This window comes from Nocardioides pini, assembly GCF_026712185.1.
Lineage (GTDB): Bacteria > Actinomycetota > Actinomycetes > Propionibacteriales > Nocardioidaceae > Nocardioides > Nocardioides pini.
Map to the genome: position 1 here is coordinate 605,538 of NZ_JAPPUX010000002.1, position 14,362 is coordinate 619,899.

General features: G+C 70.8%; 14 protein-coding genes. 5 read left to right on the plus strand and 9 right to left on the minus strand.

The features are described from left to right. The first annotated feature begins 66 nt into the window (after positions 1 to 66). Entirely contained in the window at positions 67 to 732 is a 666-nt protein-coding gene (locus tag NYO98_RS09015) for an AMIN-like domain-containing (lipo)protein (protein WP_268111285.1), read from the plus strand. 117 nt (positions 733 to 849) lie between these two features. On the opposite strand, the gene NYO98_RS09020 is transcribed toward NYO98_RS09015, so the two are convergent. The 4 genes from NYO98_RS09020 to NYO98_RS09035 all read right to left on the minus strand — a co-directional run bounded on the left by NYO98_RS09020 (position 850) and on the right by NYO98_RS09035 (position 5,344). Continuing rightward, positions 850 to 1,347, minus strand: a complete 498-nt coding sequence (locus NYO98_RS09020) for a GNAT family N-acetyltransferase (protein ID WP_268111286.1) — start codon at positions 1,345 to 1,347, stop codon at positions 850 to 852. 74 nt (positions 1,348 to 1,421) lie between these two features. Further along, complete coding sequence (locus tag NYO98_RS09025) at positions 1,422 to 2,840, minus strand: HNH endonuclease signature motif containing protein (protein WP_268111287.1); 1,419 nt, start codon at positions 2,838 to 2,840, stop codon at positions 1,422 to 1,424. A gap of 322 nt (positions 2,841 to 3,162) precedes the next feature. Beyond that, positions 3,163 to 3,753, minus strand: coding sequence for an AAA family ATPase (locus NYO98_RS09030; protein WP_268111288.1), 591 nt, complete (start codon positions 3,751 to 3,753; stop codon positions 3,163 to 3,165). A gap of 64 nt (positions 3,754 to 3,817) precedes the next feature. Next, the gene (locus NYO98_RS09035; protein ID WP_268111289.1) at positions 3,818 to 5,344 is read right to left on the minus strand and encodes a calcium-binding protein; all 1,527 of its coding nucleotides are present in this window, start codon (positions 5,342 to 5,344) and stop codon (positions 3,818 to 3,820) included. Positions 5,345 to 5,791: 447 nt separating this feature from the next. On the opposite strand from NYO98_RS09035, the gene NYO98_RS09040 reads away from it, so the two are divergent. Beyond that, on the plus strand, positions 5,792 to 6,391 hold the full coding sequence (locus tag NYO98_RS09040; protein ID WP_268111291.1) for a GNAT family N-acetyltransferase: 600 nt from the start codon (positions 5,792 to 5,794) through the stop codon (positions 6,389 to 6,391). A gap of 298 nt (positions 6,392 to 6,689) precedes the next feature. On the opposite strand, the gene NYO98_RS09045 is transcribed toward NYO98_RS09040, so the two are convergent. Both NYO98_RS09045 and NYO98_RS09050 read right to left on the minus strand, forming a co-directional pair. After that, complete coding sequence (locus NYO98_RS09045) at positions 6,690 to 7,133, minus strand: CPBP family intramembrane glutamic endopeptidase (RefSeq protein ID WP_268111292.1); 444 nt, start codon at positions 7,131 to 7,133, stop codon at positions 6,690 to 6,692. Positions 7,134 to 7,415: 282 nt separating this feature from the next. Further along, positions 7,416 to 8,375, minus strand: coding sequence for a CPBP family intramembrane glutamic endopeptidase (locus NYO98_RS09050; RefSeq protein ID WP_268111293.1), 960 nt, complete (start codon positions 8,373 to 8,375; stop codon positions 7,416 to 7,418). On the opposite strand from NYO98_RS09050, the gene NYO98_RS09055 reads away from it, so the two are divergent. Then, a complete protein-coding gene (locus NYO98_RS09055; RefSeq protein WP_268111294.1) occupies positions 8,374 to 9,840 on the plus strand; it encodes a serine hydrolase domain-containing protein in 1,467 nt (488 codons plus the stop codon). The two genes, NYO98_RS09050 and NYO98_RS09055, sit on opposite strands and share 2 nt — an antisense overlap. Positions 9,841 to 9,947: 107 nt before the next feature. Here the strand turns inward: NYO98_RS09055 and NYO98_RS09060 are convergent, their stop codons facing one another. Continuing rightward, complete coding sequence (locus NYO98_RS09060) at positions 9,948 to 10,403, minus strand: hypothetical protein (protein WP_268111295.1); 456 nt, start codon at positions 10,401 to 10,403, stop codon at positions 9,948 to 9,950. Beyond that, complete coding sequence (locus tag NYO98_RS09065) at positions 10,400 to 11,059, minus strand: hypothetical protein (RefSeq protein WP_268111296.1); 660 nt, start codon at positions 11,057 to 11,059, stop codon at positions 10,400 to 10,402. Before NYO98_RS09065 ends, NYO98_RS09060 begins: the two co-directional genes overlap by 4 nt. Before the next feature lie 149 nt (positions 11,060 to 11,208). On the opposite strand from NYO98_RS09065, the gene NYO98_RS09070 reads away from it, so the two are divergent. Further along, positions 11,209 to 12,714, plus strand: a complete 1,506-nt coding sequence (locus tag NYO98_RS09070) for a response regulator transcription factor (RefSeq protein WP_268111297.1) — start codon at positions 11,209 to 11,211, stop codon at positions 12,712 to 12,714. A 4-nt stretch (positions 12,715 to 12,718) separates the two neighbouring features. Here NYO98_RS09070 and NYO98_RS09075 read toward each other — a convergent pair whose 3' ends face one another. Next, positions 12,719 to 13,939 (minus strand): RNA polymerase sigma factor, encoded by a 1,221-nt coding sequence (locus NYO98_RS09075; protein ID WP_268111298.1) that lies wholly within the window; start codon positions 13,937 to 13,939, stop codon positions 12,719 to 12,721. Between the two features lie 134 nt (positions 13,940 to 14,073). Here NYO98_RS09075 and NYO98_RS09080 point away from each other — a divergent pair, with 134 nt between their 5' ends. Then, positions 14,074 to 14,223, plus strand: a complete 150-nt coding sequence (locus NYO98_RS09080) for a hypothetical protein (RefSeq protein WP_268111299.1) — start codon at positions 14,074 to 14,076, stop codon at positions 14,221 to 14,223. Positions 14,224 to 14,362: the final 139 nt, after the last annotated feature.

Below are 14,362 nucleotides of genomic sequence, written 5' to 3' on the forward strand. Positions count from 1 at the left end.
CCCGGGACCGGCCGCCCCGGCCCCTAGGCTGGGCCGGCCGGTCGACGGCACTACCGAGGGAGAACGATGGGTCGAGCGCTGGGCGGTTCACTCGCGGCTGCGGTGCTGCTGCTGACGGCCTGCGGGACCGACGCCTCCCCCACCGCGGCGAGCGACGCGTCCACGACGTCGCCCGACCGGTCGGCATCCTCCGGGAACGCGGCCTCGACCCCGTCGGACACCCCCTCGGCGTCCGCGTCAGCGGAGACGGCGCCCGCGACGCCGGCCGCGCCGCCGCCCGCACCCGACGGTCCCCCGTTCCCGGAGTCGACCGACCCGCAGACGGCGGAGCCGGAGGGCGACTGGGACCTCCAGCTGGTCGACGTACGCCTGGGCGAGCACGACGGCTTCGACCGCGTCGTGCTGGAGCTCAGCGGCACCACCGTCCCCGGCTGGGGCGTGGCCTGGAGCAAGGAGGCCGTCGCAGACGGCAGCGGCGACGTCGTCCCGCTGGAGGGCGACCGCGTGCTGACCATCAGCGCGTCCGGCACCGCCATGCCCGAGCCCGGCTCGTTCGAGGTCCCGGCACGGCTCGGGCCGGCCGGGTCCGTGGCCGAGGTGCAGGTCACCGGCTGGTTCGAGGGCTACACCCAGGTCTTCGCGGGCGTCGAGGGCGCCGAGCGACCGTTCCGGGTCTTCACGCTGACCGACCCGCCGCGCCTCGTCGTCGACATCGCCGACGCCGCCGACTAGGCGAGGTGCGGGGGTCTTCAGGTAGGTCCCGAGGTGGGCGCGCGACCTGGCCGACCACCGCGTCCAGGGCCCGCACCTGCTGTTCGGGTGGCACAACACCCACTGATCCAGGTCTGGTCAGGGGACGAAGGTCATGAGCTGCACGAGTTCCCCGCCGTCGTACGCCGGATCACCGGTCTCCACGAAACCCGCCGCCCGCCATGCGTCGATCGCCCGCGTGTTGTCCAGCGCCGGGTCAACGGTGAGCGGCACCCATCCGGCGGCGGTCAGCTCCTCGGCGAGCGCTCGGCCCGCAGCCGAGCCCACTCCTCGACCTTGGGCGTGGGCAGCGATGAACATGTCGATGCCGCACCGGTCGGACCGCTGCCATGCTTGGGCGTACCCGACGGGGCCCCCGCGGTCGCAGACGACGTAGGCGACCACCTGCGGGGAGCGACGGCCCGTGTACGAGGCACGGACCTCGTCGACGTCGATGGCCCGCCCACCCCACCGCCGATGCACCTCGGGTGCCTGCGTCCACCCGGCGATGGTCTCGGCATCATCGTCCTGTGCGAGCCGCAGACGCACCCCCGCGGCAGCCTCGACGGCGTGCGGGAACGGTCGGTGCTGGTCCACGGGCCCGACGGTATCGAGGCCCGGACGTGCCTGTGGCCCCGCCAACCTGGTGGGTGGCGGGGTGTGGGGCGGGGTCATGGTCGGCGAGGTCGCGGGATAGCGGGCGGGTCGGGCGGCTCGGCAGGATCGATCGGGCTGGTGCCGGTCCGGTCGCGTCGGTAGCGATGGCCGTGGGGGCTGGTCCACTTGAAGCAGCCTGGCTCGACCATCCGGTAGGTCCAGGCGGTGTGGGTCTTCAGGCGGTGGTGGAACCGGCACAGGCAGGCGAGGTTCCACGTCGCGGTGGGTCCGGGTTGGGGACGGCCCTCGGCCTCCGCGTCGTGGTCGTACTCGATCACGTGGTCGACGTCGCAACCGCGTGCGGGACGGGTGCACCACGGGAACACGCAGGTGCGGTCCCGGAGAATGACCTGCTCGCGGATCCGGTCGGGGACCTCGTACGCGGGAGTGAACAGCTGGGCGTTGAGGTCGATGACGGGCTTGACGGTGACCTTGGTGCGGGAGTCGGCGCACCAGTCCTTGACCTGCTCCAGCAGCACGAGGCGCTGGCCCTCCTCCATCCGCCCGGTCGGACCGAACACGGTCGCCTCGCCCGAGAAGCCGGCGTCGAAGTGCGCGTGGAGGACGACCTCGCGGGCGACGGGAAGCCCGTCAGCGGCGCGGGCGCTGCCCTGACCGCTCGCGTGGAGGTCGAGGGCGGTCTGCGTCCTGGCCAGGTCGCCGAGGGCTGCGGAGCGGCGGGCCCCGAGCGGCGCCTGGGAGCCGAGGGCCTTCAACGTGGCGGCGCCGTGGGCGAGTGCCCGGTCGAGGTCGACGGCGTCGGCGATGTCGAGCTCGGCCTCCAGCCGCATCGTCCCGGCGAAGTGCACGTCCTCGTCATGGATCGTCACGTGCCGCGGGTCAACCGACAGGTAGCCGTCCTCCGGGTCCGCGGCCGGATCCGCTTCGGCGAGGTCGAAGCGTTTGATCGCCTCGGCGACGAGCCGGTCGAGCTGCGTCGCCCCGACCTTCCCCGCCACGGCGGCCACCTGCGCGTCCACGAACCCCGCCGCCTCCTGGGTCAGCGCGGGCGTCGCGTGGATCGTGACCTCCGCGACCGACCGGGCCCGCCACGCCGGCACACGCCCGGCCTGGACCAGCGCCCACAACCGCGGAAGCCGGTGGCGCAGCTCGAGGGCGTGGCCGACGAGCTTCTTCGCCGCCGTCGTCGACACGCCCAGCACGCCACCGAGCTCGGCGAGGCAGAACTCCGCCACCAGTGGCGCGCCCTCACCCGCGATGGGCTCCTCGTGCTCGGACCCTGGCACCGTGAAGGCCGCGGCCGAGTGGATCGACTCCGGCGGGTGCAGGTCCGCCCACTGAGCCGCGAGCACCAGCTGGTCGGCCGCCGCGCGCTCCTCCTCGGCGCGACGGTCGTGGATCGCGCGCAGCAGGTTGGAGGCGGTGAGGTCCTCGACCCCACCTGCTTCGCGCTCTGCCAGCGTCTCGATCATGTGTTCGAGTCTATCGACGACCACCGACAACGCCCCGTGCGACGGTCCAGGGGCGGAGTGCCAAGATGGCGACGAGAGAGCTGGATACCCACCGTGTTTCCAGAGAACGCGGGCGCGGCTGCCCTGCATCCCCCTCAGCCGAACGCCCACCGAGCGCGAGATACCGCGCCGCGTCGACGACGGCGATCACGTTGCCAGCTTCACGCCGGACGTCGTCGGACCTGCCCACGTCACCTGCGCTTGTGGCCCGCCGATGGCGTACCCCGTGTGACACCCCGGTGGATGTACTGACGGCATCGCGTAGGTCGACCTGGGGCCGCACTCATCGAAGAAGATCCGCACGTTCGACGCCGCCGTCCGGCCCGGACGCTTCGGGACCGAGGTATCGAAGGGCCGTGCGCAGGTTGTCCTCCGCCGCACCTTCAGCGTCGAGTCGGAGCCAGTCATGCTCGGGATGGACCAGCTGCTTCTGCCAAGCTTCAAGCGTCGCCTTGGGCGTGCCGAACTCCCAGTCAGTTCCGGGAACGGGGGTTGTTGCCGATGCCACTTGCGAAACTCTGGGCGACCGTTCGTCGAGGCGACCGAGCACGACCGACCAGTCTCGAACCCACAGCTCGATGAACGCGTAGCGAACCCCGAGGGCGCCAGCCTTTCGGCGACCGGAATCCAGCAGTTGCTGATACCTGCACGGTGAGTCCAGGACAACCGTCCGACCTTGCTCCAACAGGTCCTGGGCGAGCGCCAATGCCGCGTCGTACGTCACGGGTCCTGCGGCTGCTACCGGTACGCCAGAACCGACGATCGAACTCTTCAAGACGTCTGTGTCGACAACCACGAAGCCTGTGGCCTCCGCGATGGATCTCGCGAGCCTGGTCTTGCCTGACCCCGGCACACCGGAGAGTTGAACAAGCACACTTGAACCTATCCGCCCGGGCGACGTATGCCCCCTCCACGCCATGGGACGACCCTGGCCCGGTTCAGCGCTCGCACCGGAGCTCGCGCTCCGCGACGCAGCGGTCGCGCCCTCGCGCACCGTCCACGCTGTCGCGACCGTTACCGCCCACGATCACGTCGTCGCCGCTGTCGCCGTCAAGGGTGTCGGACCCGGGGCCACCGGTCATCGTGTCCTTCCCTGGCCCACCGCCGTAGAGGTCGCCGCTGTAGTCGTAGCTGCCCGCACCGTCGGCCACGTCGTCGCCGCGGCCGCCGGCGATGGTGTCGTCACCCGGGTTTCCGCGGAACAGGTCACGGCCCGCGCCGCCGATCAGCCGGTCGTCGCCGAGGCTTCCGCTGAACTCATCGTCGCCGGGGCCCCCGAAAGCGGTGAGCCGCTGGGGGCAGGAAAAGAAGTAGGTGTCCCAGTGATCCTCGTCGGTGGCGAACGAGAGCTTGTCGTCACCGGCAAGCCCCCGGACGGTGGACCGGCACGCGACCGACCTGAGCTCATTGTCCGGGGCGGTGCCGGTCATGCTGACGTCCGGCGCCATGAGCAGGGCGTCCTCCCACCCCTGGGCGGCGAGTGTGGCGTCTCCGACACGGAGGGTGCCTGCGGCCAGGTCGAAGGCAAGCCCGAGATTGCCGGACCCCGCCTCCAGCAGGTCGCGGCCGGCACCACCTGTCAGCGCTGCTTCCACGGGAGCCTGGATGATCGACAGGACGTCGTCGCCGCCCCCGAGGTCGGCCGTCACCGCGCGGGCCTGACCACCCCAGAGGTTGACCCCCTCGGATGCGTCACTGCCGCGGACCGTCACGGACATGTTGGGCGTCTCGATGGAGCCCAGCGTGAAGGCCTCGAGCGAGTTGAAGGTGAGCACGTTCGCACCGTCGCGCTCGAGCGTGCCCGCGACGAAGTCGAGCTCCGTGCTCCCCGGGGTCGTCGCCGCGGGGTAGACGGCGTCTGAGCCTGCGCCCCCGGTCACCGACGCGGTCGCCGACCACGTGCCCGACCACCTCAGGAAGTCGTTGCCGCCACCGAGATCGACCACGTCCGAGTTGGGCAGACCGGCGGTTCCGCTGGTGATCACGTCATAGCCGCCTCCGGGCCGCATGACGTCCACCTCGGAGTCCTGATGGGTGTAGTCGGGCGTGCGGGACGTGCCGCCCTCGACGTCGTCTCTCCCGGCCCCGCCGTAGAACAAGTCCGCTCCGAGCCCGAGCTCGCCTTGGACCGGCCAGCTCCGGGCGGCGGTGCCGTCTACGACGTCGTTGCCGGGGCCCGCCGACAGGTCGACCGGGTGGTACGACCCCCGGTCCGGGTCGTCCGGACCGGTCACACAGATGAGGTCGTCTCCGTCGCGGGTGTCCACGACCTGGCTGCGGTTGGTGATGACGACGTCGCGCCCCTCCGTGCCCAGGATGTCGCGCCCACCGATGCCGACGATGGTCGCGGGCTCGCCGCGACAGGTCCCAGTCGCCGCACTAGCTGCGGTGGGGGTGGACGCGAAAGGCGCGCTCAGGACCAGGCACAGCGTTCCGGCCGCAGCCAGTGCAGTCGTACGCCGCATCCCGCAACCCCTAACGCTCGCGGCGCCGTCCCTGATCGGCAGCATCCACCACACCACCCTGGCTCGCGCGGCAGGTGTGGGGTAAGGGTCCAAGGTCCTTAAGCGGTAGCCGATGAGCCGAAAGTCGGTGTGTGCCGTTACCGGACGTCTGCGTCGTGCCCAGTTCGGCGAGTCACGATCGGACTGTTCGGTAGCGCCTCAGCGCTCGCAGCGGCGCGCGCGCGGCGACGCAGCTGTTGCGCCCCGCGAGCCACCGGCCCGGTCGCGGCCCCGGTCGCCGAGCAGGTGGTCGTCGTCCGTCGAACGATTGGCGCGGTGCCCACCCGTCTACCGCCTGAGATCGGCGCCGGGCGCCCCCTCTGCCGCCACCCCTTCGCCCAGCCGGCCCGGACAGGGGCCCCGGAAAGGCGCTCGCGGTCGTCGCGTGCCGATGTCAGGGTGGCGCTCATGACTCATCCCGTCCTGACGACCGAACGGCTCGTCATGCGGCCGCTCACGTCCGAGCATCTGGAGCTGGAGGTCCAGCTCGACCTCGATGCCGACGTCATGGCGCACGTGGGCGGCCCCGCTGGCTCGCGCGCCGACGTCGAGCGTTCTCACGCGCGACGCATGGAGCTCGCATCCTGGGCCGACGGTCTGGGCTTCTGGATGACGTTCACGCGCACCGACCCGACCGGCCCGACGGTCCCTCGACCCGGTGCGTTCATAGGGCTGATGATGCTGCCGCCAGCGCACGGGCCGGACCAACCAGACGAACCCGGCGTCGCCGACCTGGGTTACCGGCTGGCGCGGTCCGCCTGGGGTAACGGTTACGGACGGGATGCCGCCGTCAGGCTGCTCGAGCACGCGTTCACGACTGTCGGACTGGACCGCGTCATCGCGCAGACCCGATCGGACAACGTGAGGTCTCGTCGTCTCCTCGAATCCATCGGCATGGAGTACGTGCGGACGTTCCGGTCACTCGATGACCACAGCGACGGCCCGCTCGACGTCGAGTACGACATGCACCGATCAGACCACGTCACGCGCCCGCCCAAGCCGCGTTGAGCGCATCAACCCGCCGATGTCCGGACCTGCCGATGCGCACACCAACTCGTGCTGGTGCCTCAGGTCGGGATGAAAGCCGGATGAATGACGACCAGCGCGACACTCAGGATCCACGACCAGGGGATGGCCGCACGGCCTCCAGCCTTCCGCGTGCCGTAGAACAAGTACGCAATCGCCCCAATCGGATAGCAGAGCAGCACGGCGGGCGTGAACAACCCGACCATGGGGACCCCGGCCACTCGCAGACCGCGCCCGGGTTCACGGCCGGCTCACCGATCGGTCTCGTTCGACATGGTGCTCACCACAGTCCGTAGAAGGGGCCGAAGAAGTAGAACCAGGTGAACCCGATGGTGTCGTCGAAGCCGTGGGCCAGGATGGGTGCCCACAGCGTTCGGCACCGGTAGCGCAGCAAGCAGAAGACCGCCCCGGCCATGGCCGCCGCGACGACCCCGACGATGCCTTGTTCGGTGTGGAGCATCCCGAACAGCAGCGAGGAGCCGAGCACGCCGGTGAGCTGTCGCAGCCGGCCGGGTCCGAGGATGTCCGTGAGCCTGGTCAGGAGGTAACCGCGGAACGCGACCTCCTCGCAGAACGCGGCCAGCACCCACGAGGCGATCAGGTACAGCGCGAGCAGCCCCAGATCGCCTTCGAGGTCGGCGAAGGCGCTGACGTCTTGGCGGGTGCCGCTGAGGTGGTTGGTGACCGGGATGAGGGCCGCGACGTTGACAAGTGTCCACCCCACGGAGAACACGGCCATCTGCGCGACCAGTCGCCATGGGTGCGACTCGCGGTGGAAAGCCCAGACTGCTGGGGCCGCGGCGTCGCAGCAGCAACGACAAGGCGGCAAGCACGACGATGACGACGGCGGGAATGGCCCAGTCGGTGAGGACTGCAACCACGACAGCGCCGACCTCAACGCCGGCCATCCAGCGCCACCAGGCATCGCTGCGCGGTGCGCGCCCCTGCCCCGCGACGGGTCGTACGTCGCGGCCCGACCCGTCCCAGGCGGTCGTTCGCGGAGTGGTCATGACCCGTCAACGGCCCCTTCCACGCCGGCGTGACGGCGCGCGTTCGACGTGCTTCGGGTCTCAGGCGTGCTGGACATGTCCGGCTCCTCGGACTCCGGAGCCGGGTCATCGGTCAGCAGCACGTCGGTGGATCCGCTGCCGGTGCGCAGCATCGCCGCCCGGTTCACCCACACGACGACGAGGGCGACGAGGACGAAGCCGATCATGTCCCAGGGCTGGGCGTCGGGCCAGGCGGGGCCGTTCATCTGGGCGTGGAAGAGGAACGCGATGAGAAGGCTGCCGCCCGCGGCGTTGAACATCGCGGTGAGGATGACGCCGATGGCGATGACGCCGAAGAAGTAGGGCCAGAAGCTCCACGCGGACTGCTTGGTGCCGGACATCAGGAACGCCGGGGCGTGCCAGGTCGCGGACACGACTCCGAGGATGAGTCCCGCCCACAACGGGGCGTAGCGGCGCTGAAGCAGCGGGAGGGCCACGCCGCGCCACCCGAACTCCTCGATCGGTCCGATGAGGAACGCCGGCAGCAGGGCCGGCAGGACGCCGTACCAGGGGTCGAACGGGAAGTCGCCGATGGTGCCGGTGATGACGGCGCCGGCGTAGAAGACGGCCGGCATGCCGAGGACCAGCAGCAGCCACCAGCCGGTGCTCATCCGCCACATGGTCAGGCGGCGGAAGAACGCGCGCAGCCCGGCGAGGCCGTAGTGGCGCCACACCATGAAGATGCCGAGGAAGCCCGGGGCGTAGACCATGAGGATGAATGCCGGGTTGGTGTAGCCCATCGGGCCGAACCAGGCTTCGACCTGGTCCATGAAGGTGACCACCAGCGCACCGAGGCCCCAGCTGAGGACGAACGTGGCGGCGAAGAAGCGCCACGCGGAGCGGGTGGTGAGCTCCCCGCGCCGGGCGTGGGGTCGGGGGGCCGACGCGATGTCGGTCGGTCGATCGGTGGTGGCCATGGCGCACGTCCTCGGGGCGGCGATGACGCTCGACGGAGTCGCAGGGACGGCAACGCAGGGCAGAGCCGGGCGGCGGCTGGGGCCGGCGCTCATCGTGGGGTGGTTCGGAGATGGCCTCGCCGTGGTGGTCGCCCGAGCGTCGTGCGGCGACGCGTGGTCCGTTGTCACCCTCGACGCTACGACCGGTTCGCGGCCGGCGGCAGAGGCGAAGGACCCTCAGGCCCACCGACAGCGCCGACCGAACGCCGGCCGCCTCCGCGCCGGCCGGCTCACAGCCCTGGGACTCGGCGCCCGATGTCCGGATGTGGGCGCAAGCGGAGGCGCGCTGGGATCGACGGTCCTCTCACGGCCGGTCGAAGGTGTCCAGACATCCGTAGCGGTGCCGACCGGCCGGAGTCACACTAGCGATATGCGCGCTCTGTGGGCGCTGGTCGTCACGGCAGGGGTTCTTGCCGCCGGGTGCTCGTCGGACGAACCCGGCGCCACACCCCACACGCCGGAGACTGACGGCGGCTTCCTCTCGGCTGTCGCCACACTCGAGCAGCGCGTCGACGCGTACGAGGAGCTCACGACCGGCGTCATTGCTCTGGTGCGCGCGGGTGGGCAGGTTCAGGTCCTCACCGACGGCGAGGCCAGGTTGCGCCCGCGAATAGCCATGCAGGCCGACATGCGCTTCCCCCTCGCCAGCATCACGAAGTCGATGACCGCGACAGTCGTCATGCAGCTCGTCGAGGGCGGCCGCCTGGCCTTGGACGACCCGATCGACCAGTGGGTCCCAGAGCTCGGCAGCGTCGCGCAGCCCATCACCGTCGGGCAGCTTCTGTCCCACCGGTCGGGGCTCCCGCACGCCACCGATGCAGAGCTACGCCGCTGGGGCAGCGACTCCAGCCGGCTGCTCCGAGCAATTGGAGAGCACCCGCTGGAGTTCCGGCCCGGCACGAGCGGCAGCTACTCGAACGAGGGGTACGTGGCTCTCGGCCTCGCAGCCGAACGAATCCTGGATGCGTCGTACGGTGACGTCCTCCAGACCCGCGTCTTCGACCCAGCCGGAATGACCTCCGCCAACCTCTTCGGCCCGTGGGACGTGCGCGGCTACGACGACGGGACCGACGTCTCTGAGCAGTTCTTCCTGAAGTGGATCCCGCCGGCCGGCAGCGTCGTCGCGACGGCCGCAGACGTTGATGCGTTCTACCAGGCGCTGTGGTCCGGCAACCTCGTGGGGCCGGAGGCCTTACGACAGATGCGAACCACCCGAGGAAATGTCGGCGAGTTCTCGGACTACGGTCTCGGCTTGGCCCGGGAACGCTTCTCGTGCGGTCCAGCGATGGGACACTCCGGGCGGCTGAAGGGGATCAGCACCGAAGCGTGGAGTCTCGACGGCAATGACCGATCAACCGTCGTCCTCGTCAACGATCAGCTCTCCGACGTTGCCCGCATCCTGGTCGACGCGGCCCTGTGCAGCTGACGACCGGGCCCGCTCGGGGCTTCCGGATCCGGCAAATGAGTGCTGGTCGGAAACCCCCGGGAGCGACGTGCGGCGGCCATGGTGGTGGGCCCTCGCCGGCAGCGCCGTTACGCCACACCGGCCGCCCGGGCCGTATGCCGCACTGGAGGAAGCGGCTGAGTGGTCAAGCTGCCGAAGAAAGGTCTGGGGCGGGTCAGCAACAGCGCGGTGCGGCCGATCCCCAACAAGAAGCCGAAGGGCAGCGCGAAGCCCGACCAGTAGGCCACCTCCATCGGGAGCAGTGAATGGCTCAAGGTCGTCGACTTCGGCTCGCCTCGCCACAGAGCCGCTGCGAGCCCGACCTCGGCCAGGCAGACCACGACGAACCCGGCCAGCAGCGGAGTGCTGGTCTCGAGGCCGATGTTCTCGAACGGTCCCTCGCCGTAGGTGGGGAAGCCGGCGAATGTCCAGATGTCCCCGGTCTCGACGAAGTGACGCATCCCGAAGATGCCGGGGATGCCGAACCCGAGCCCTGCCGCAGCAGCGAGCGCTGCTGCAGAGCGTTGTCGCGGCGTACTCGTCACGGACGTGCCTCCCGCGCCAGGCCCTCCACGATCAACGCCAGACCCAGGCCCATGACGGCGAGCGCGTAGATGCCGACGGCGAGCGGGAGCGCCGGAGTGAGCTGCAGCGGCATCATCGCGACCATCCAGGCTCCGAGGACGAGCGGTGTGTACCGGCGCCAGCCCGACCAGGCGCCCGACCGCAGTGTTGCAATGCCGGCGATGACGAGGCCGACCGCGGTGAGCAGCGTGCCGACGCCGAAGGACGACAGCACGGCGACGGCGAGCGGGTCGTCCAGAGGAGCGTCGTAGGCGACCAGCGACAGCGCGTGGGCAATGACGTACAGCAGGGCTCCCGCCACGGCGAGCCGTCCTCCGACTCGGCCGGCTGTGGTGGGCGCCGCGCCGCTGCGAGCGAAGGCCATGAGGCCGACCACGATCAGCACCTGGGTGATGCCCCAGATCAGCGACGTGGTGATCGCGGTGGCCCCCTCCCACGGGTAGGACAGCTGTTCGTCGGAGACCGGCGAGGCGTTGCGGTAGGCAGCTGTGATGAGCGCGCCGTCGCCCTGCACAGCACCCGCGATGACGGTGAGCAAGCCCGGAGCCAGGGCGGCGCGCAGATCGGCTCGCAGCGGCTGGGTTGTGGGAGTCGGCTGGACGGAGTGGGTCGTCATGGTGGTCCTCCTGGATCGACGCTGCAGAGTGCTGCCGAGTGGTGCGACGCTAGGGAGACCGGTGCCGGGTGCACATGAGGGGAACCACTCAAACGAGCCCTCAACATGGGCGGCGACAGCTCGGCTTCGCGAGTTCTACCGTGGTGGACATGGAGGACGATCTCCACGAGAAGCTCAACCGGGCTCGTGAGCAGTACGCCGCGGGCGCCGTGGCGGAGGCCGTGCGCAGCTGCGTAGCCATAGTCGAGAGCTGCACCAGGAGCACGGACCCGTCGCTGGTGGCGGCTGCAGCCACCCTGGTCCGCCGGCCACTCGACCCGCTGCTGCGCGCGCGTGTGCACGGGTTGGCCAGCGAGGCGCTCGCGCTGCTGAAGAGCGTCGGACCAGCAGGGCAGGAGCAAGCGGCGCGGGTGGTGGCCCAGGTGGAGGCGACCCGGGACGTGTTCCGCGCACAGGATCCAATCGACGTCGAGGCGGGGATCGACGCGGAGCTCGAGTTCGTCGAGATCCAGGCGCGCGTCGCGGCTCTGCAGGACCCACTGCGGGCGGCTGACCGCCTGGCGCTCGCACGCCGCGCGGTCGCGCTGGGACTGGCCGTCGGCGATCGAGAGATGCAGGCGTGGGGCCATCTGTGGTCGATGGACGTCCACGCCGCGAACGGTCAGCGGGTGGAGCTGTTGGGCGAGCTAGCAGCACTGACCACGCTCGCCGAGCGGTTGGGTCCGGCCTGGCAGTCGCGGGTGCTCCTGGTGCGAGCCTCACAGGCGCTCGTGGATGGCCGGTTCGACGACGTCGTTCGCCTTGCCGAGGACGCAGCCAGGATCGGCGGCGAGCACAGCGACGCGGCGTTCCTGCGGTTGCCGTTCACCTTTGAGGCGGCGCGCCATCAGGGCACGGTGAAGCCTCTGCTCGAAGCGGTGCGTGAGCAGGTCGAGCAGCTGCCGTTCGTCGCACGGACCTGGCTGTGCGTGGCGCTCGAGAGTGCCGGCCTCCGCGCGGAGGCCGCCGACGAGTGGCGAGCGCTCGCAGCCCACATCGCGGCAGTGCCGGTCGAGGCTCCGGAGTTCTTGATGACGATCGCCGACGCCGCGGAGGTCTGCGCCTCGCTGGGTGACGAGGACAACGCGGCGACGCTGTACGCCGCGCTCCTGCCCTACGAGCACCACCACGTCATCGCTCACGCCCACGCGCCCTACCAGGGTCCCGTGGGATTGATACTCGGCCGTCTGGCCAGAGTGCTCGGCGACCTGACGGCGGCAGATGAGCATCTGCGGTCCACCTTGGCCACGGCCGAGGAGATCCACGCCCTCCCGGCAAAGGCGTACGTGCTTGCCGAGCTCGCCGCCGTCGAGGCGATCCGCTCGCGCGCTGGCCGCGCGCACGCCCACTGCGCGCTCGAGCTGGCGCGGCGACTCGACATGGCACCGCTGGTCGACCAGCTCGACGCACTGCTCGGTACAGGTGAGCAAGACCCGGTGCTCACTCCTCGCGAGGCCGAGGTGGCGGCGCTGGTCGCCCGAGGGATGAGCAATGCAGCGATCGCACGGCAGTTCACGTTGTCGGAGCGGACCGTCGAGAACCACGTCAGCAGGATCCTGGCCAAGCTGGACCTGACCTCGCGCACCGCCCTGGCCCTCTGGTACGAGCGTCGCTAGCAGCTCAGTCGGGCGCGGGCTCGGCGTCGGCGCCGCGGCTGATCTCGGCGAGGCGCTGCTCGAGGAAGGCGCGCTCGGCGGCGTTCGCCGTGAGCTCCATCGCGCGCCGGTACGACTGAGCCGCGCCGGCGGCGTCGCCAAGGCGCCGCAGCAGGTCGGCCCGTGTGGCGGGAAGGTAGGGGTAGTCGGCGAGTCGGGGGTCGGTCGCCAACTCGTCGAGGAGTGGCAGCGCGGCGGCTGGTCCGTTTGCGAATGCCACGGCGGCGGCCCGATTGAGTGCGACCACTGGGGTGTCCCAGACCGCCAGCAGCATGTCGTAGAGGTGCACGACGCGTGGCCAGTCGGTTTCCTCGAAGGACGGCGCCACCGCATGGACGCCGGCGATCGCCGCCTGGAGGGTGAACCGCCCCGGTGGGCCGGCCGCGAGTGCCCCGGCCGTCACGGTGAGGCCCTCCACGGTGGCGCGCTGGTCCCAACGGGTCCGGTCCTGGTCGGCGAGCAGGAGCAGCCGGCCCTGGTCATCGGTCCGGGTGGCCCGGCGGGCGTCGGTGAGGAGCAGCAGGCCGAGCAGCCCGCGTGCCTCGAGCTGCTCGGGGAGCAGCGCGGCGAGGGTGCGCGCGAGGTGCAGGGCTCGGTCGCTGAGGTCCTCGCGGACGAGCGCGTCCCCTTCGCCGGCCGTGTGGCCGGTGCTGAAGAGCAGGTGGACGGCGGTGAGGACGCTGTCCAGGCGCTCGGGCAGCTCAGCGCGGCTCGGGACCCGGTAAGGGATGCGCGCTTCGGTGATCTTCTTCTTGGCGCGGGTGATCCGTGCCGCCATCGTGGACTCGGACACCAAGAAGGCTCGGGCGACGTCGGGGGTGGGAACGCCGCAGACCAGGCGCAGGGTGAGGGCGACGCGGGCCTCGGGGGCAAGGGTGGGGTGGCAGCAGGTGAACACCAGCCGGAGCCGGTCGTCCGGCACGGCCGTGTCCCGACCGTCCGGAAGGTTCTGGTCGTCCGGATCGGGAGTCGCCGGCTCCACCAGCAGCGGGAGCTTGCGCCGGAGGGTGGCCTCGCGCCGCAACCGGTCCAGCGCCTTGTTCCGCGCCGCGGTGGTCAGCCACGCGCCGGGCCGTTCCGGGATGCCATCGCGGGCCCAGGCCCGGAGCGCGCTGACGTACGCCTCCTGCGCGCACTCCTCCGCGACGTCGAGGTCGCCCGCGACGCGGACCGTGGCGGACAGCACGAACGCCCACTCGGAAAGGTGGGCCTCCGCGAGCGCGGCTGCGACCGCGTCCGCCTGAACGGCGGACGCGGTCGGCTGCTCGTCGCTGCGAGTGCTCAGAACGGGGCGTCGAGGTCATCTCAGGCGAGGGGTCCATGCGCGGACTGATCCGCGGCTCGACGCAGGCTCTGCTGCCTTTGCGCTCGACCGTACGCGGGACCACCGAGGCGGTCCTGGAGGCGGAGGGTCGGCGGCTGCGCACCACCACCGAGCAACGCATTGACGTCACCACGACCTTGCCGTGACGCTGCCCGGGCGGCATCGACGGCCGCCGGCGCGACGACCTACCGCTGAAGCGTCTGCCGCAGGACGCCCATAACTTCGGAGACAGGGCCGTCGAAGAGGCGGCAGGCGCTCCAAAGAGCAGCTCGCCCTGTCTGAGAT